Origin of the sequence: Oligoflexus tunisiensis, from assembly GCF_001748245.1 — a bacterium.
In the GTDB taxonomy this organism is placed as follows: domain Bacteria; phylum Bdellovibrionota_B; class Oligoflexia; order Oligoflexales; family Oligoflexaceae; genus Oligoflexus; species Oligoflexus tunisiensis.
Genome location: NZ_BDFO01000001.1, coordinates 5,311,778 through 5,329,820 on the forward strand (window position 1 = coordinate 5,311,778; position 18,043 = coordinate 5,329,820).

Here is an 18,043-nt window from a genome sequence, read left to right on the forward strand (position 1 = left end):
AGGAAATTGGCTTGGATTTAGTTTACCACCCTGAGGCCGACCGCATAGGAACCGCACTCGGTAGAATTTTCATGGCGGGCTCTGTAAGATTTTTCTTCCCTTTTTCACTCACGGCAGGCTAGTTTAAGGGCAAACGTGAAGGAGATAAGCCACGATGAAATGGGGTTTGAAAATCAGTCTGGGCCTTTTGGCTCTCTGTCTGCATGCACCGGTCCAGGCCGCATCCACCGCGATTCCCAATCTTCAGGAATTGAAAAAAATGGAGGCGGCGTTTGCGCCCGTGCCTTTGCAGGTTGACGTGAAAGCGCTGCCCGAATCGGAAAAGAAGGCGCTGGCCCATATCATCCAGGCCGCACAGATCATGGATGGTCTCTATTTGCAACAGGTCTGGGCAGGCAATACGGCCCGCCTTTTGGATCTTTTAAAGGATCAAAGTGAACTCGGTCAGGCGCGGGTTCGCATGTTTGCCCTCTATAAAGGCCCGTGGATTCGCCTGGAGGACAATCGGCCCTTTCTGCCCGCGGTGCCGGAAAAGCCTGAGGAGGCCAACTTCTATCCCGCCGGGACCACGAAACAGGATATTGAAAATTGGATGAAAGGCCTCAGTCCGGCGGACAGGGAACAAGCGCAGGGCTTTTTCACCGTTATTCGCCGCGACGCGCAGGGCAAATTCAGCAGTGTCGGCTATCATGTCGAGTATCAGAAGGAGCTGGCCCTGGCGGCTGATTATCTTTTGAAAGCAGCGGCCCTCACGAAGCAACCCACGCTCAAGACCTTTTTAACGTCACGCGCCAAAGCCTTCCAGACCAACGATTACTATGAAAGTGAAGTGGCCTGGATGAAGCTGGATGCGAGTATTGAGCCCACCATTGGACCTTACGAAGTCTACGAGGACGGCTGGTTCAACGCCAAGGCTGCCTTTGAAGCCTTCGTGACTCTGCGGGATGAAGCGGAGACAGCGAAGCTGGCCAAATACAAAAAGGAATTGCAGGATCTGGAAAACAAGCTGCCCATCGATCCCAAATACCGGAATCCCAAGCTCGGTGCACTGGCTCCGATCAAGGTCGTGAACTCGATCTACAGTTCCGGTGATGCGAGCCACGGTGTGCAGACGGCAGCCTTCAATCTGCCGAATGATGTCCGCGTGTCCAAGGACATGGGAACCAAACGCACGATGTTGAAGAATATTCAGGAGGCCAAGTTTGCAAAGATTCTGGTGCCGATCACCAAGGCCGTGCTCGCGCCTCAGGACCAGAAGGCGGTGACCTTTGACGCCTTCTTCACGCACATCCTGATGCATGAAGTGATGCACGGGCTGGGACCACACAGCGTGTATCAGTCGAAGGATAATACCAGCGTACGCACAGCTCTGCAGGATGCCTACTCCGCGATCGAGGAGGCCAAGGCCGACATTTCAGGTCTCTGGGCCATGCAGCAGCTCATTGACAAGGGCGTGATGGACAAAAAACTCGAATCGTCGATGTATATCACCTTCCTCGCCTCCGCCTTCCGGTCGATTCGTTTTGGTTTGAATGAAGCCCATGGCAAGGGCATCGCTCTGCAGTTGAATACGCTTCTCGATGCCGGTGCCTTCACGGTGGATAAAAAAGGACTTTTTGCGGTGGACAAGAGTCGCATCAAGGACGCGGTCACCCAACTCACCAGGGACCTGATGGAACTCCAGGCAACCGGTGATTACAAGAAGGCCCAGGACTGGCTGAAACGCATGGCCGTCATGCGTCCGGAAGTGAAGAAAGCGCTCGATCGTCTGCGCGGCACGCCCGTGGATATCGCTCCGCAATTCATCACGGCGGATCAACTGGTCCAGCAGTACGGTTCCTGATGGTCAGCCCGGGCTGCGTTGACGAACATGCTTCATCAGACGACTGATGATGTTGACAAGGTTTTGTTTCTTGATCGGCTTGACGAGATAGGAATCACAACCGGCCTGAATCGCCGCATCGATATCGGTTTGCAGCACTGATGAGGTGAAGGCGATGACCACGGTACGCGGCCTTTGCTCCTTATGCTCCAGTTCGCGCAGGAGGCGGGTGGCTTCAATGCCACCCATCACGGGCATGTTGAGATCCATCAAAACGATATCAAAATGCCCATTTTTATAGGCTTCGAGGCCCTTCTGCCCATCCTCGGCAAAAGCCAGTTTCCAGGGGAAGGCTTTCAGATAGATGCGCACGAGATCATGGTTGTCTTCGGAATCATCGACATAAAGAATGCTGAGCGGCCGTTCGATGCTGTCATCCAAAGCGGCCGCCGGCGCCTGCCCCTTCTTCCAGCTCACAAAAAAGCGCGTGCCCTTGCCGAGCTGACTCTCGACTTCCAGCTTGCCCTGACTGAGACTGATGAATTCACGGCAGAGGCCAAGCCCCAGCCCGGTGCCCCGTTCATCCCGGGTGCCCTTTTCACTGAACCAGCTGCTCCTTTGGAAGAGTTTGCCGATGTGCGCGGGTGCGATGCCGACCCCATTGTCCTCGATCATCATCAGAATGCGATCGCGATCCTCGGTGGCCCGACATAGGATATAGCCCTCGTCCGAGCGGGTGAACTTGATGGCATTGGCCACGAGGTTACGGATCACCGTGGCCACCATCATGCGGTCCGCATGCACCCAGATGTCCGGGCTCAACTGAAGATCGAGGTGGATGCCCTTGACCTTGGCGTTCACCCGCATCAAATCAAAAACCTCCAGCACGATCTCACGCAGGTTGTGATTCTCCCACTTGACCCGCATGCCACCGGTCTGCACCAGGGCCCATTGCAGAAGGTTTTCCAAAAGCCCATGCGCCTCCTCGGAGGAGACGGAAATTTTATCGACCATCTCCCGCAGCTGATCCGGACGCAAAGAATCGAGACTGTCGCTGATGATGCCGCTATAACCTTTCAGGGCGTTGAAAGGACTTTTCAAATCGTGAGCGATAATGGAAAAGATGCGATCCTTGGTCGCGTTGTTGCGCTCCAGTGCTTTATTGGTTTCCGCGTATTTTTCGATGATGTCCTTGAGGTCCGCCGTGCGGCGCTCGACCTGACTTTCCAGATCCCGCACCGAATCCTTAAGGCGCCGAGCCATGCTGCCCATCGAGCGGGCCAGCTGGCCGATTTCATCCTCGCGCTGCGAATTCTGGAGCGGATGAAAGTCGCCTCGTTCGAGATGCCCGGCCGCATCATTGAGCTGCAGGATGGGCCGCGTGACCTGCGATCCGACGAGGAAGTTGAAAGCGAGCACCACGAGGAGCAGAACGAGCAGAGCCTGCACCAGACTCGTCGCGGAATCCTGGAGAAGCTTTTCATAATTTTTTTCCGACGCAATGGTCACCACGATCAGATCCTGAACACGCGCCATCGCCGCGACGAGCGGACCGGCGGCATCATGGATTTGCAGAGCATGCACTCCATCCAGAGACTTCAGACTGCCAAAGCGATCCTGAAGGGCCTGCAGCGTGCAACGCAGATAGCAATCCTGATGCAGAAACACATTGCGATCGCGGCCTTCCCTGGCATAAAGCCGATCGTTGGCAAAAGGTGAATGCGCGACCAGGGTTCCATCGGTTTTCATGACCAGTATCGTCGCCCATTGTCCGGCGGCGATCTTTTTCAGCTGCTCCTGACGTTTCGCGTCAAGCTCTGGCCCGGACAGCTCGCCCTGGGTCCAGCCATGGACGGCGAGCTGGGCCACGGACAAGGATTTTTGGGCCGCCTCTTCCGTCATCGAACGCAGAAAATGAGCCGACTGGCGCATCGAGAGCCAGGAGACAAAAAGGAGGATGATCAGCCCCACTCCGAACAAATGAGCTGTCAGAAAAAATTGGAGCCGACGCGGCTGCCACCAGACTTGCATCCTTGACCCTCAGGTTACCTGTACAAAAGGATTATCGGTCAGGGAGCAAGGGGTTCAAGCTGGCAGCTTTGGTGGTTTGGGGAGATCAGACGAATTTAGGCTTGAGGTCGGCAAGATAGGCTTTCATTTGACTGCTCACAAGGCGACACTTATCAAACTGGCGGTCTCCGGCGGAGCGCTCCAATTCGCGAGCCATCTCTCCCAAATCGAGCAGGCCATAACCCGACGCGTTTCCCGCGAGCTTGTGACCGATTTGGCGTAAAGTTTCGAAGTCTTTCTTCTCCAGGGCTGCCTGGATTTTCATCATGTCGTCTTCGCGGTTACGCAGATAACGCGGAAAGACGTCCTCCAGTTCCTTATCGATTTCAACTATCACACGGATCCTCCCTTGCCAGTATGGAATACCGGGTCCTTTATATTATAGCTTAGGTCCTCCAGCTCTGGTTGACAAAGTCCCGGGAGCTTCTATAATTTGCAAACTTTTCTGGTGGCTGACCGCGTGTGTGCCGTCCGCTGCTTACGTAGCATCCAGCAAAGCGATGAGCCGGGCCATGCTCCTGGGACCAACAAACAGCGTCGCTTTGCCTTAATCAGAGGTTGATATGAAGGCACTTGTCGAAGAAGTCAATACGGTCCAGCGCCGTATCAAAGTGGAATTGTCGGCCGGAGATGTGAAAAACGCTTTCGATTCCGTTTATCGCAAGTTGCAGCAAAAAGCCCGCATCAATGGATTCCGTCCTGGCAAGGCCCCTATGAACGTGATCCGTAAGATGTACGGAACTTCGATCGCCTATGATGTCGCCGATCAATTGGTTCGCAACCACCTGTTTAGCGCCATTGAACAGCAGTCTATACGCCCTATCGCCGCACCCGTCCTGGAAACCATGGACCTTCCCAAAGAGGACAAGGACTATACCTTTAGCGCCTTGGTCGATATTCTCCCCGCTCTGAAAATTGAAGGCTACAAAGGCCTGAACCTCGAGGCCCCCGCGGCTGACGTGACCGATGCTGACGTTGAGCGCGAACTGGAAATGATTCAGCGCCGTCACGCCAAGACCAAGGATACCGAGGAAGGCACCGCGGCTGGCGCCAACCATATCGTGACCATTTCACAGACCGCGACGGTTGATGGCGAGCCCTTCCCTGAGTTCACCTTTGAAAGCGTTCCGGTTGAACTTGGCAAAAAGTACCTCCTGCCTGAGCTTGAAGAAGCCTTGACCGGCATGAAAGCCGGCGAAGAGAAGCAGCTGAACATTCAGGTTCCTGAGCATGTCAACGACAAGAGCAAAGTCGGCAAGACCGCGCAATGCACTGTCAAATTGGAAAAAATTGTCGAGATCCTGCTCCCCGAAGTCAATGACGAGCTGGCCAAGGACATGGGTGTTGACTCCCTTGAGGCGCTCCGGACCAATATTCGCGACCGTCTGAAGCGCCAGGCTGAAGGGGCAAAACGCAGTCAGCTGGAAACCGCCATCTTTGACCAACTCTCGGCCAGTAATAATTTTGAAGTGCCACCCTCCATGGTGGACCAGGTTATCGACAGCATGTTCGATGAGATGGAATTCCAAAACGATGCCCAGCGCAAAGCCGCCAAGGCCAGTGAGGACGAGCGCAAGCGCCTGCGTGACACTGCCAAACAAAGAGCGAAGAATACCCTGATTCTTTCCGAGATTATCAAGTCGGAAAGTATCCAGGTGAACGATGAAGATTTTGACTCCTATGTCAAAGAGTTGGTCGGTGGAGCGGACGCCAGCAAGGAATTGGATAGCAAGCTGGTCGATAGCATCAAAGCCTCGATGGGTCCTCATGCCCGAGAATCACTGCTCTTTAAGAAGGCTTTGGACTTTGTGATTGATAATGCCAAGGTCACAGAGACTCCCGCCCACACTTAAGCCTTTAATTTAAAAAATTCTTTCTGATAGAATGATCTTCAGTTCAAAAACGGACTGGAGATTTTTTTTACGTCGCGTTCGAAAGCCAATTCTCTGCCCAAATAGGAAGGATTTATTTTCCTCTAAAGACTTCTATCCGTCCGTCGAAAACTGATGTGGTTTTCTTCACCAGTCGGGTGAAAGCCATGAGCGACGCGGCGTGGAACCAATTACGGTTCGCGATAGGAAGCATCTTGTCTTTGGCTGAGTTGTGGCTTAAGTTAAAGCATGTATGTATTGACAACTGCAAAGGATTTTGTGGTTCGATACACGAAGCTAAACCCTGTGCTGCATAAGGAAGTGGGAATGGCCATCATACCAACTGTCGTGGAACAGACGAACCGAGGGGAGCGAGCCTGGGACATATATTCCCGCTTGCTAATGGAACGGATCGTGATGTTGGGCTCGCCGATTTACGATGAAATCGCGAATACCATTGTTGCGCAGCTTCTGTATCTCGAAAGCGTCGACCCGGAAAAGGACATCAGTATCTATATCAATTCGCCCGGGGGATCGATCACGGCCGGATTGGCTATCTATGACTGTATGCAGTTGATTCGTCCAGACATCCGGACCTATTGTATCGGTCAGTGCTGTTCCATGGGTGCGTGGCTTCTGGCCGCGGGTAGCCCAGGGAAACGCCATGCTCTGCCGAATGCCCGTATCATGATCCACCAGCCTCTGGGCGGTGCCGGTGGCCAGGCCACGGACATCGATATTCAGGCGCAGGAGATCATCAACATGAAGAAGAAAATGACGGGCATTCTGTCGAAACACACCGGTCGATCCGAGGCTCAGATAACCAAAGATATCGACCGCGACTATTTCCTGTCGGCAGAGCAGGCAAAGGAATACGGGATCGTCGATCACATCATCTCTCCGGGAAAGAAACCGAAGAAAGATTAATCGCGGGCCCGTCGGTCTATACTAGACAGACTTGGCAGAGAGCCTAAAGGGAGAGCAATTCTATGGCCAGCAAAGACAGCGGTTTGCATTGCAGCTTTTGCGGGAAAGGTCAGAAAGAAGTCAAAAAGCTGATTGCAGGTCCGAACGTCTATATTTGCGACGAATGCATTCAGCTATGCAATGACATTATCGCCGAGGAAGTCGAAAAAGAAGAGTTGCTGAACACCAGCAACAAGATACCAAATCCCAAGGACATCAAGCGCATCCTCGACGAGTACGTTATTGGCCAGGAGCGAGCCAAGAAGATCCTCTCTGTCGCGGTGCACAACCATTACAAGCGTATCGATCACAAATCGACCGGAGACGAAGTTGAGCTGACCAAGTCCAACATTCTGCTCATCGGCCCCACCGGTAGCGGAAAGACGCTGCTGGCGCAGACGCTGGCGCGGATTCTGAACGTTCCCTTCACCATCTCGGACGCCACCAACCTCACCGAAGCAGGTTATGTCGGAGAAGACGTTGAGAACATCATTCTGAACCTGCTCCAGAATGCCGACTACGATGTTGAGCTAGCGCAACGTGGCATCGCTTATATCGATGAGATCGACAAGATCGCCCGCAAGGGGGACAATCCCTCGATTACCCGCGACGTTTCGGGTGAGGGTGTCCAGCAGGCGCTCTTGAAAATTATTGAAGGCACGATCGCCAACGTTCCGCCTCGCGGCGGCCGGAAGCACCCGCAGCAGGAATTCCTGCAAGTGGACACATCGAACGTCCTCTTCATCTGCGGGGGCGCGTTTGCCGGTCTGGAAGATATCGTGGCCCAGCGGATCGAAACAAGCTCCCTGGGTTTCGGCGCTGAGATTCAGAGCAAGCGTGAGCGTAATGTGACCGAGCTTCTGAATAAAGTCACAACGGGTGACCTGGCAAAATTCGGTCTTATTCCCGAATTTATCGGTCGTTTGCCCGTGATCTGCTCTTTGGCAAGTCTGACTGAAGAAGCGATGATCGACATTCTCACGAAGCCGAAGAATGCTATCGTTAAGCAGTTCCAGAAGCTCTTCGATTTCGAAAACGTGAATCTCAAATTTACGGAAGGCGCTATGCGCGCTGTGGTGAAGGAAGCATTGAAACGCAAGACGGGAGCCCGCGGCCTGCGCGCTATCCTGGAAGAATCGATGCTTGAGATCATGTACGAAATCCCTTCCGAGAAATCCATCAAGGAAGTGGTTATCACCGAAGAGCTCATACTGAATGGGGCTCAGGCTATTCTGGTCTATCGCACGCCCGAGGAAATGGCCGCGATCAATGCAGCCGCTGCGCGCGAAACGAAAGACCGGGATTTCGGTACTGGTTCCACTTAAGTGAAGCTCGCAAGTTCTTCTCGCTAAACCATCTCATCCGATTTGTAAGAAAGGCTCGCAAGAGCCTTTTTTAATTTTTGGCGGCGAGTAATATGGACTGTCTTCCTCGATTTTATTGCGCTAAGATACTTATATGAGATCATCAAGTAGAGCGTAAGATGAACGGCACCGGGCCTGACAGGGACTGGTGTGCGATCACTCATGAGGAGGCAGACAGAATGTCGGATGAGTCCAAAGACCCTGTTAATAAGCCAGAGGCCGTCAGAATACCATTGCTTCCTCTGCGCGACATCCTGGTCTTTCCTTCGACCGTCGTGCCTTTGTTTGTCGGTCGTGAGAAGTCGATTCAGGCGCTCGAGCAGGCGATGAGTACCAACAAGGAAATCCTGCTTGCCGCGCAGATCAAAGCCAAAACCAACGAGCCGGCGCCCGAGGATATCTATTCCATCGGGACTATCTCGACAATTTTGCAGCTTTTACGCCTCCCCGACGGGACAGTCAAGGTACTGGTAGAAGGTCAGAAAAGGGCGCGTATTACGGAATACGTGCAAACCGAAGACTACTTCCTGGTGAAAGCGGAAGCTCTCCCCGAGCAGAAGTCGCCGGGCGTGGAAAACGAAGCGCTGGTGCGTACGGTGAAGATGTCCTTCGACAACTACGTGCGCTTGAATAAACGCATCCCACCCGAGATGCTGCTTTCGATCGCGTCGATGGAAGACGAATCGAAGCTGGCGGATACGCTGGTGGCTCACCTGAGCAACCTGAAGCTGCAGGACAAGCAACGCCTTTTGGAAGAAACCAATCCAGCCAAGCGGCTGGAGGATCTCTATGGTTACATCCAATCGGAAATCGAAATCATGCGGGTCGAGAAGAAGATCCGGGCCCGCGTCAAGCGTCAGATGGAAAAGACTCAGAAAGAGTACTATCTGAACGAGCAGATGCAGGCGATTCAAAAGGAACTGGGCGACCGTGATGACGGTCGGGCGGAGATTTCTGAACTGGAAAACGCGATCAAAACCCGCAAGCTCACCGAAGAAGCTCGCGAAAAGCTCCTGAAGGAAGTGAAGAAGCTCAAGCACATGTCGCCGATGTCCGCGGAAGCCACGGTTGTCCGCAATTACATCGATACGGTGCTGTCGCTGCCCTGGAACGATTTCTCCGAAGAAATCCGTGACACGCTTTACGCGGAAGATGTGCTCAACAAGGACCACTTCGGCCTCGAAAAAGTCAAGGATCGTATCCTTGAGTACCTTTCGGTCCGCGTGCTGGTTGACAACATGAAGGGTCCCATCCTGTGTCTGGTTGGACCTCCTGGTGTGGGCAAGACCTCGCTGGCGCGTAGCGTGGCCACCGCCACCGGCCGCAAGTTCGTTCGCGTGGCCCTCGGCGGCGTGCGTGACGAAGCGGAAATCCGCGGTCACCGTCGAACCTACATCGGTTCGATGCCCGGCAAGATCATCCACGCCCTGAAAAAGGCTGGAAAATCGAACCCTGTGATCCTGCTTGACGAGATCGACAAGCTGTCCCAGGACTTCCGCGGCGACCCGTCCTCGGCTTTGCTTGAGGTCCTGGATCCGGAACAAAACCACACCTTCAACGATCATTATCTGGACCTGGACTATGATCTGTCGAATGTGCTGTTCCTGGCGACCGCCAACTCCCTGCACACCATCCCGCGTCCTCTTCTGGACCGTATGGAAGTGATTTCCCTCGCCGGTTACACGGAAGAGGAAAAGGTGGCGATCTCCACGCAGTACCTGATTCCCAAGCAGCTGAAGGAAAACGGTCTGGATGGCCAGGACGTGACCTTCCTGCCCAAGGCTACACATGAGCTGATTCGCTACTACACGCGCGAATCCGGTGTGCGGAGTCTGGAGCGCGAGCTGGCTTCGATCTGCCGTAAGGTGGCTCGCAAGCACATGAAGAAAATCGAAGGTGATGTTCATGAGGAAATCAAAGCGAAGACCGGTGGCGACAAGCCGCTGAAAGAGAAGCTGAAGATTACCCCGAACAGCATCAGCGAGAAGATCAACGAAAAGTCCGTGAACAAGTACCTGGGACCACGCAAGTACCGCATCGGTCATCAGAATGACCACAACGAAGTCGGCATGTGCACAGGCATGGCGTGGACCGAAGTCGGCGGCGACCTGCTGGTTTGCGAAGTGAATGTTCTGCCAGGCAGCGGCAAGCTGACGATCACCGGTAAACTCGGCGAAGTCATGCAGGAATCCGCACAGGCCGCTTTGAGCTACGTGCGTTCCCGGGCGAAGTTCCTGAACATCCCCGAGGATTTCTATACCAAGGTGGATCTGCACATTCACGTTCCTGAGGGCGCAATTCCCAAGGACGGACCAAGTGCGGGTATCACCATGGCAACCGCTCTGACCAGTGCGCTCACGCACCGGCCGGTGAGCAAGGATGTGGCCATGACCGGCGAGATCACTCTGCGCGGCCGCGTGCTGCCCATCGGTGGTCTGAAGGAGAAAATCCTGGCTGCGCACCGCGGTGGGATCAAGAAGATCATTCTGCCGAAGGAAAACGAGAAGGATCTGATCGATATCCCCAAAAACATCCTGAAGGATCTGAGCATCGTTCCTGTCGAGCACATGGACTATGTTCTGATGCACGCGCTGGTCTGGAAGCATCCGGATCACAGCAGTGAAGTTCAGGATGAACTGTTCGAGAAACTGAAAAAAGTGACAGAAGCCGAGACGGATGAGCTGTCCTTTGCGCATTGACTCCTGTTTCCTGCACGTTACTTGGGTGAAGGGCGGGTTTATCCCGCCTTTCTTTTTTTCTGGCCTGCAGGGCGCAATTATTGCTTTTCCAGAAGCGGCAGGCGGATGATAAAAGTCGATCCCGCCCCCTTCTGACTTCGAACTTCAATGTTACCCCCGTGAGCTTCCACGATGCGGCGCGAGACGGAGAGACCCAGGCCAACACCGGGAATGTTTTCCCGGGTCGATGGACTCCTCCTGAACGGCTCAAAAATCTGCGCGCACTCATCAGGGGAGATTCCCAAACCCTGATCCGTTACGCTGATCAGAGCCGATCCGTCCTGGCAGGCAAGGTCGACTTCGATGGCCCCACCCTCAGGCGAATACTTGATCGCATTGCTCAAGAGGTTATTAAGGACCTGGCCGATACGGGTCGGATCGCAGTGGGCGACAATCGGGACCTCAGGAAGCCGCATCGTGATGTTGTGGATCGTGGACGTCGTCTGATAGAGACGAACAGCCTGGTTCACCGATACCCTGAGGTCATGGTCTTCACATTGAAGCTTGAGTTCCCCGGCCTCAACACGCGTTCGATCCAAAAGGTCACTGACCATGCGATCGAGATGATCGCTTTGCCGTTTCACGATCTCAGCGAGGTCAGGGATTTTATTCCGCTTGTCCGAATCAGCAATCAAATGCATCGCCATTTTAATGGCGCTTAGCGGATTCCTCAGATCGTGCGCGACAGCGGAAAGAAAGCGCTGCTGATTCTTATGACTGTTTTCCAGGTTGTGGGCCATTTCGTTGAAAACGGCAGCCATCTCCTGCAACTCCTGGGGTCCGTTGGGTTCAGCCCGAGCTCGGAATTGACCTTGACCATAGAGTTTCACGATCTCCCGGAGCGACACGAGTGGCTTATAAATAATGAAGTGTGTCCCGAACCCAAGGGCCAAAAGGGTGATGAGCAATAAGGCGATGATGCTGATCCCCAGGATATCCGCCATCCTATCCTGGCGAGCCACACGTTCCCCTGCGCTCAACGCCTGCTCCTGGTTCAACTGAATCAGCTTTCGAATGCGCCTGGCGATGTCGTCCACTTCGGCATCTGCCGCCCCATAGTCCGTGATGGCTCCCCTGCCCGCGCGGCTCAGATAGGTTTGAATACGATCCTGTATGTCACGCGCCAGGACTCGCTCGGCGTCGGTATTGATGTATAAATCAATGGATTGAATGCCGGACCTCAGCTGCGCTTCGGCCTCATCGCGCTGCAGAGCGTGGGACGTGGCACCGGTGAGATTAAACAAAAGCTGGTTACGGTAGTGATGAAGGAGGTTGACGTGCAGCTCTTCGCTGGCCACGATGCTATCAACAGCGATCTTGATACCCTTGGCGGCAGCACCCAGATAGCTGGTCATCAGCATGAGGCCCACCGAGGCCATGATACCAAAGAGGGCAAGGAGAAATGATCCGGACAGAATTACATTCTTAAGCCTGATCGAGCGTCGACTCATGGTGTTCTCCGTGCCCGTCAATACATGGTCACCTGTACCTTTCAATCCTGAGTTGAAATGGTGAGGGCAAAATTAAACTCTTCCTCACATTTGAGAAAGATAAGAATTTTACTTGCAAGTCATGAAGTTTAGGTGGATGGATGCTAAAATGAGCAGTTGCCACGCGGAACATGGGCAATCATGAGGAGTCAAGCGACTCCGGAAACCGAGGACTCCTTGTCCACCAAGTCAGACAAGCCTTTAACAGGAAGTTTTGTCGAAGACCTTGAATCCTTGCGAGAGCAGATGACAGGGGAAAAAATCACCATAGCCGAAATTGAGGGCATTCTCCAGGGGCGCGGGTTCGCCACGCTGGGCCTCATCCTCTGTATTCCTTTTGTTCAGCCGATTCCTTTACCCGGTGTATCGATCGTGTTTGGGCTGGCTGTCATGGTCCTTGGGATAAAACTGGTCCTGGGTCGCTCATCCATGCTGCCGCGGTTTCTGGCGAAACGGGAAATTCATACCGAGACCCTGCGCTCGATCAGCTCAAGAGCGATCAAAATCTTTTCCCATGTCGATCATCTCTTTAAACCCCGACTGGCTTTCATGTTCAACCCGCCCCTGCTTACGCTCGTGGGGTTCAGCCTCGTTCTGAGCGGATTTGCACTCAGTCTGCCGCTTCCTCCCATCATCCTGTTCTCAAATTCCCTTCCAGCATGGGCCGTGATCCTTTTGTGCCTTGGCATTCTGGAACGCGATGGACTCATGATTGCCATGGGACATTGTATTGCTCTGGCAACCTGGTGTTATTTTGCGTTCTGGTGGGAAGTCGTCAGATTCGCAATCGAAGCCTTGTTCCTGACATGACGTGAAGCCCCGGGTCGAACGACCCGGGTTTTAGGTCCCAAACCCGGCCCGCTCCAGCTGATCATCAAAAGATTCCAGCTCCCGACGCCATTTATCCTTGAACTGCCGCCGCATGCGGAACACACGTCCGGAGACTGTCCCAAGAGGCTCACCGAATTCGACAGCGATGTCATGCAGACTCTGGCCGTCACGATAGAACTTTTTAAAGGTGAGGCTGCTCTTATGCTGGGAATTCATGGCCTCGATATGGGTGGCCAGCCTATCCAAAAGGAGCGCCGTCCGCACACCATCCTGAACGGGCTGAGCCAGTCGTTCCGCATAAGTTTCGATGGAATCCGTCGCAGTCACCTTCTGTTTGCGCCAGTGGTCAATCGCACGATTCCGGGCCGTGGTGATCAAAAAAGCCGAGGCGCTGGCGGGGGACATGCTGTGCCCCGCCTTGAGGTAACTCATAAAGCAGTCCTGCACCAGATCCTCCACGTCGCAGTCGCTGACGCCGAACTTTCGCAGGTACTTAAGCAATTTGGGTTGAACCAAACGATAGATTGCAGTGAACTCCGTTGATACAAGGATGGGCTTGTCCATAACACTCCCCCTTTCCAAGGGAGAAGCTAGCGCGGGGCCTTCCTTGCATCGAGCGTTCAATACTCCTATTACAAAATACTGTTCCAAAAAACCCCGTTTCCGCGAACACCTCAGGCCTTTTTGGCAAGACCTGGATAAAAGGAGGGAAATGTTCATGAATGACCTCAGGCGTATTCTGGTCCTCTATGCCCATCCCAACCCTGAACAATCCCGCCTGCAAAAGCTTTTGCATGCCGCCATCCAGGATCTCGAGGGCGTCAAAATCCACGATCTTTATCGCCTCTACCCCCATCACTACATCGATGTCCGGACGGAGCAGCTGTCCCTCCAGCAAGCTGATCTGATTGTTTTTCAATATCCGCTTTATTGGTATAGCTGCCCGGCCCTGCTCAAGGAATGGCAGGATACGGTTCTGCAGCAGGGCTTTGCCTATGGCCCCGGCGGCGATGCTTTGCACGGCAAGGATTTCCTTCAGGTCCTGTCGATTGGAGCCCAGACGATGGCCTGGGAACGCCAGGGTTCGCAACGCTTCAGTCTGTCTGAACTTCTGCGACCGTTTGAAGCGACCGCCTGGCTCTGCGGACTCCACGCGCATCGACCTTTGCTCATGCAAGGCAATGCAGGCCGCACGGAGGAAGTCCTCCAGGCCCAGGCCCAACAATATCGCCAGCTTCTGGTGGAGTATCGGCAGAAGGGGCCCGAGGCTCTCAGGATTCTCAATGACGCCGCAAAGGATTCCACCCATGACTGACAGTACTTTGCTTTTTATGGTGATTCTCTTTGCAGCCGCTGTGCTCGCTGTTCCGGTGACCGCACGCCTTGGTCTGGGGTCGGTGATCGGTTATCTCGTGGCGGGCGTCCTGGTGGGACCCGAGGTCTTCGGCTGGGTGAGCCATCCGGAAAAAATTTTGCACCTCGCAGAATTTGGTGTGGTGCTGCTCCTCTTTCTCATTGGTCTGGAATTGAATCCTCGGCGGCTCTGGACCCTGCGTCGTTCCATTTTCGGTCTGGGGTCGGCGCAACTGTTTCTGACGATCCTCCTCGTCGCGATCGCGCTGCACTTCATGCAATGGACCTGGCGTGAAGCGATCGCGGGCGGCATGGGCGTGGCCATGTCCTCCACGGCGATTGCGATGCAGATCATCGGGGAACGGGGTCTCAGGCAGCATCCGGCGGGCCAGAAAGGATTTGGCATCCTCCTCTTTCAGGATATCGCGGTTGTGCCCCTGCTTCTTTTGGCCTCGCTCCTGACGCCAGGCGGCGGTGCCAGCCCTATGGACGAGTTCAGTTTCAAGCATGCTCTCACCGCCGTCCTGTCCATTGTCGGCATCATCATCGGCGGACGTTATCTCACGCGCCCCGTTTTTCGTTGGATTGCCGGCGCCCGCATTCATGAGCTTTCGATCGCCTTTTCCCTGCTGATTGTCGTTGGTATTTCGTATGTGATGGTGAAAGTCGGTCTTTCGATGGCCCTTGGGGCTTTTCTCGCGGGCGTTATCCTCGCGGAATCGGAATACCGCCATGAGCTCGAGGCGAATATTGAACCCTTCAAGGGCCTCCTGCTCGGTCTGTTCTTTCTCGCGGTCGGCATGAGCATTAATCTGAAACTGCTCGCCGCTCAACCCCTTCTCATCGCTGGCCTGGTCTGCGGTCTGATCCTGATCAAAACTCTGGTGATTGTCATCGTCTCCTGGTTTTCGGGGGTAAAAAAACGCGACAATCTTCTGCTTGGCCTTCTCCTTTCGCAGGGCGGTGAATTTGCGTTTGTCCTCTATAGTCATGCGATTCAGACTGGCTCTCTTCCTTCAAGCCGCGTGGATCTGCTCAACGGCGTCGTGGGTCTCTCCATGCTGACCACACCTCTGCTCCTATTGATTTATGATCGCTGGGCAGCTGCGGCCTGCGTCGAGGACGAGAGAAAACGGGCGCCCGATGCGATTCCCGAGGAGAAGCATCCGGTGATCATCGCCGGATTCGGTCGCATGGGACAAATCGTGGCCCGCCTTCTGCATACCAACCGCATTTCCACCACCGTGATTGATCACAACCCCGAGCATATTGAGAACGTGCGGCGCTACGGTTATAAGGCCTACTACGGAGATGCCTCACAGCTGCAGCTGCTGGAAGCTGCCGGGCTGGCCCACGCCCGCATGCTGGTGATTACCATGAACGATCGGGCTGCCGTCACCCGTGTGGCGGAAATGGTGAAGCGCGAATATCCCCAGGTCCCGATTCTGGTGCGTGCCTATGATCGAACGCACGCCTATGAACTCATGGACAAGGGGATCGAACATTTCGAACGGGAAACCTTTGGATCAGCCCTTCTGATCGGCTGCAAGGCTCTGGAGATCATGGGCGTTCATCCCTATCAGGCCTGGCGAACCGCGCTGCATTTTCGGGAATACGATGTCGCAACGCTGCATAGGCTTTATCCCTATCATGGGGATGAAAAGCAGTTCATTTCCAAAACCCGCGAAGCCCGCGAGCAGTTGGAAAAACTTTTTGCTCAGGATGCCACCGCTCTCAAGTCGGGCGATCCCGCAGACGGCTGGGATTAAAGTCGTCACCACGGTCCGGGCACCGTGGTGAGTCTTCGCCTTACTTCTGCCTTCCGTTAATCATCCAGTGCCGCCCGAACTGATCCTCGAACATCCCAAAACGCGTTGTCCAGAATGTTTCGGCAATAGGCATAATAATCCGACCCTTGTCACTGAGTGCCTTGAACAAACGCTCCGCCTCTTCATTGGACTCCACGCTCAGGCACAGATAAGCATCATCACCCGGCTTCACAGCGCTGTCCGGTGTCGCATCCGAGGCCATGAGATTCAGCTCTCCCGCCAACAGGCAGGCGTGCATCACCCGATTCTCCGCGCCGGCTGGACACTGTCCTTCCGGCGCCTGTGAAAAATTCATCAGCTCCAGCTTGCCGCCGAGGTGCTTTTGATAAAATTCCATGGCCTGCCGACAGTTGCCATTGAAGAGCAGATAAGGTTGGAGTTGTGCCATGACAAAATTCCTTATGAAAAAGAGGGGTTTTCACATCCTGCACCTTGGAGTCGAATGACCCGACCGCAAATCGACAGGCCCCGCTCAATTTTTTTTACAACCAGGCATTTTTTACCTCTTCAAGGTCCGCCACCTTCACCGATAAATCCTTCGCAGATGAATCCAGGCAACAGCGGGGTGGGTCGCATGGCCAAGAATGAAGAGAAAAATCCGGATACCCTTGAGTTCGTCGAAGGGCTCAAGCGGCGGTGGATGGCCACGGTCGATGCCATCGTGGATCCGCTCATGCTGATCGACAAGGAATTTAACATCATGCAGGCCAATCGTGCGATGGCCGCATTGTCCAACCGCGATATCAAGCAGGTCATCGGGAAAAAATGCTATCAGATGTTTGCCGGTCGCAACGCACCCTGCCCGGGCTGCCAGCTGATTGAAAGCGTCGATACGCAAAAGCCTCTGACCTTTGATCTGAAGCAGGTTTATCCTGGCCGCATCTATGAGGTGACCTCCCAGCCGATCTTCAATCATCAGGGCGATTTGGAAGGTGCTCTGCATATCTACCGGGATCGCACCATCGCCAAGCAGCTGCAAAATCAGCTGATCCAGCATGAAAAGCTGGCCTCCATTGGTTTGCTGGCGGGCGGCATTGCCCATGAAATCAACAACCCACTGGCTGGCATTCTGCTCTTTGCCCAGATGCTTCTCCGCACGATGGACAAGGAAAGTCCGCACTATCAGGACGTGGTGGAAATCGAATCCGCGGCGAAACGCTGCAAGACCATTGTGGAAAGCCTGCTCGACTTCGCCCGCAAGCAGCCGGCGATAGAAGATAAAAAGAACGAAGGCATTGTCGACCTGCAGGATGCGCTCGAATCCGCCCTGCGCTTCTCCACGGTCGGGGGCGCCGCCGATCGTATCGAAATCCAGGAGGAATGGGGCGCGCATCGGGCCACGATGCGGGGCAATCGCAACAAGATCATCCAGGTCTTTCTCAATCTCATTCAAAACGCCATCCAGGCGATGCCCAATGGTGGAACCTTGAAACTGCGCACCGGCCTGCTGGACGACGCGCGGGGACACTGGTCCATGGCCGAGGTGATCGACTCCGGCATTGGCATTCCGCCGGAACATATCAAAAAAATCTTCGATCCCTTCTTTACCAGCAAGGGGGAAGGCCAGGGCACGGGCCTCGGTCTTTCCATCTGCCACGGGATCATCCATGATCTGCAGGGCATCATCGAAGTGGAAAGTCGTTTGAATCAGGGCAGCTGTTTCCGGGTGCTGGTGCCCCGGCCGGATGCCCAGCAACAGGCCGGGTGAC

The 18,043-nt window shown here is 54.4% G+C and carries 14 protein-coding genes; 9 read left to right on the top strand and 5 right to left on the bottom strand.

Features of this window, described 5'->3' with window-relative positions:
- Positions 1 to 154: 154 nt before the first annotated feature.
- Positions 155 to 1,843 carry a dipeptidyl-peptidase 3 family protein gene (locus OLTU_RS21875; protein ID WP_141734879.1) on the top strand — a complete coding sequence of 563 codons (1,689 nt, stop codon included), beginning with the start codon at positions 155 to 157 and terminating at the stop codon, positions 1,841 to 1,843.
- Positions 1,844 to 1,846: 3 nt separating this feature from the next.
- On the opposite strand, the gene OLTU_RS21880 is transcribed toward OLTU_RS21875, so the two are convergent.
- Both OLTU_RS21880 and OLTU_RS21885 read right to left on the bottom strand, forming a co-directional pair.
- Complete coding sequence (locus OLTU_RS21880) at positions 1,847 to 3,853, bottom strand: hybrid sensor histidine kinase/response regulator (protein ID WP_141734880.1); 2,007 nt, start codon at positions 3,851 to 3,853, stop codon at positions 1,847 to 1,849.
- An 85-nt stretch (positions 3,854 to 3,938) separates the two neighbouring features.
- Positions 3,939 to 4,229, bottom strand: coding sequence for an Hpt domain-containing protein (locus tag OLTU_RS21885; protein WP_141734881.1), 291 nt, complete (start codon positions 4,227 to 4,229; stop codon positions 3,939 to 3,941).
- A gap of 226 nt (positions 4,230 to 4,455) precedes the next feature.
- Between OLTU_RS21885 and tig the strand changes: the two genes are divergently transcribed.
- From tig to lon, 4 genes are all read left to right on the top strand, one after another.
- Positions 4,456 to 5,745 (top strand): trigger factor, encoded by a 1,290-nt coding sequence (gene tig, locus OLTU_RS21890; RefSeq protein WP_141734882.1) that lies wholly within the window; start codon positions 4,456 to 4,458, stop codon positions 5,743 to 5,745.
- A gap of 345 nt (positions 5,746 to 6,090) precedes the next feature.
- Positions 6,091 to 6,690: an ATP-dependent Clp endopeptidase proteolytic subunit ClpP gene (clpP, locus tag OLTU_RS21895; protein WP_141734883.1), complete on the top strand. Its 600-nt coding sequence runs from the start codon at positions 6,091 to 6,093 to the stop codon at positions 6,688 to 6,690.
- Positions 6,691 to 6,752: 62 nt separating this feature from the next.
- On the top strand, positions 6,753 to 8,054 hold the full coding sequence (gene clpX, locus OLTU_RS21900; protein ID WP_141734884.1) for an ATP-dependent Clp protease ATP-binding subunit ClpX: 1,302 nt from the start codon (positions 6,753 to 6,755) through the stop codon (positions 8,052 to 8,054).
- A 218-nt stretch (positions 8,055 to 8,272) separates the two neighbouring features.
- Complete coding sequence (gene lon, locus OLTU_RS21905) at positions 8,273 to 10,792, top strand: endopeptidase La (RefSeq protein WP_141734885.1); 2,520 nt, start codon at positions 8,273 to 8,275, stop codon at positions 10,790 to 10,792.
- Between the two features lie 77 nt (positions 10,793 to 10,869).
- Here lon and OLTU_RS21910 read toward each other — a convergent pair whose 3' ends face one another.
- Positions 10,870 to 12,282 carry a sensor histidine kinase gene (locus tag OLTU_RS21910; RefSeq protein ID WP_141734886.1) on the bottom strand — a complete coding sequence of 471 codons (1,413 nt, stop codon included), beginning with the start codon at positions 12,280 to 12,282 and terminating at the stop codon, positions 10,870 to 10,872.
- 180 nt (positions 12,283 to 12,462) lie between these two features.
- Here OLTU_RS21910 and OLTU_RS21915 point away from each other — a divergent pair, with 180 nt between their 5' ends.
- Positions 12,463 to 13,131, top strand: a complete 669-nt coding sequence (locus OLTU_RS21915; protein WP_141734887.1) for an exopolysaccharide biosynthesis protein — start codon at positions 12,463 to 12,465, stop codon at positions 13,129 to 13,131.
- A gap of 30 nt (positions 13,132 to 13,161) precedes the next feature.
- Here the strand turns inward: OLTU_RS21915 and OLTU_RS21920 are convergent, their stop codons facing one another.
- Positions 13,162 to 13,716 (bottom strand): RNA polymerase sigma factor, encoded by a 555-nt coding sequence (locus tag OLTU_RS21920; protein WP_176736845.1) that lies wholly within the window; start codon positions 13,714 to 13,716, stop codon positions 13,162 to 13,164.
- A 154-nt stretch (positions 13,717 to 13,870) separates the two neighbouring features.
- Between OLTU_RS21920 and OLTU_RS21925 the strand changes: the two genes are divergently transcribed.
- Positions 13,871 to 14,467, top strand: a complete 597-nt coding sequence (locus tag OLTU_RS21925; RefSeq protein WP_176736846.1) for an NAD(P)H-dependent oxidoreductase — start codon at positions 13,871 to 13,873, stop codon at positions 14,465 to 14,467.
- Complete coding sequence (locus tag OLTU_RS21930) at positions 14,460 to 16,274, top strand: monovalent cation:proton antiporter-2 (CPA2) family protein (RefSeq protein WP_176736847.1); 1,815 nt, start codon at positions 14,460 to 14,462, stop codon at positions 16,272 to 16,274. Before OLTU_RS21925 ends, OLTU_RS21930 begins: the two co-directional genes overlap by 8 nt.
- A 40-nt stretch (positions 16,275 to 16,314) precedes the next feature.
- Here the strand turns inward: OLTU_RS21930 and OLTU_RS21935 are convergent, their stop codons facing one another.
- Positions 16,315 to 16,722, bottom strand: coding sequence for a VOC family protein (locus tag OLTU_RS21935; protein WP_141734891.1), 408 nt, complete (start codon positions 16,720 to 16,722; stop codon positions 16,315 to 16,317).
- A gap of 186 nt (positions 16,723 to 16,908) precedes the next feature.
- Between OLTU_RS21935 and OLTU_RS21940 the strand changes: the two genes are divergently transcribed.
- Positions 16,909 to 18,042 carry a two-component system sensor histidine kinase NtrB gene (locus OLTU_RS21940; protein ID WP_176736848.1) on the top strand — a complete coding sequence of 378 codons (1,134 nt, stop codon included), beginning with the start codon at positions 16,909 to 16,911 and terminating at the stop codon, positions 18,040 to 18,042.
- Position 18,043 lies beyond the last annotated feature (1 nt).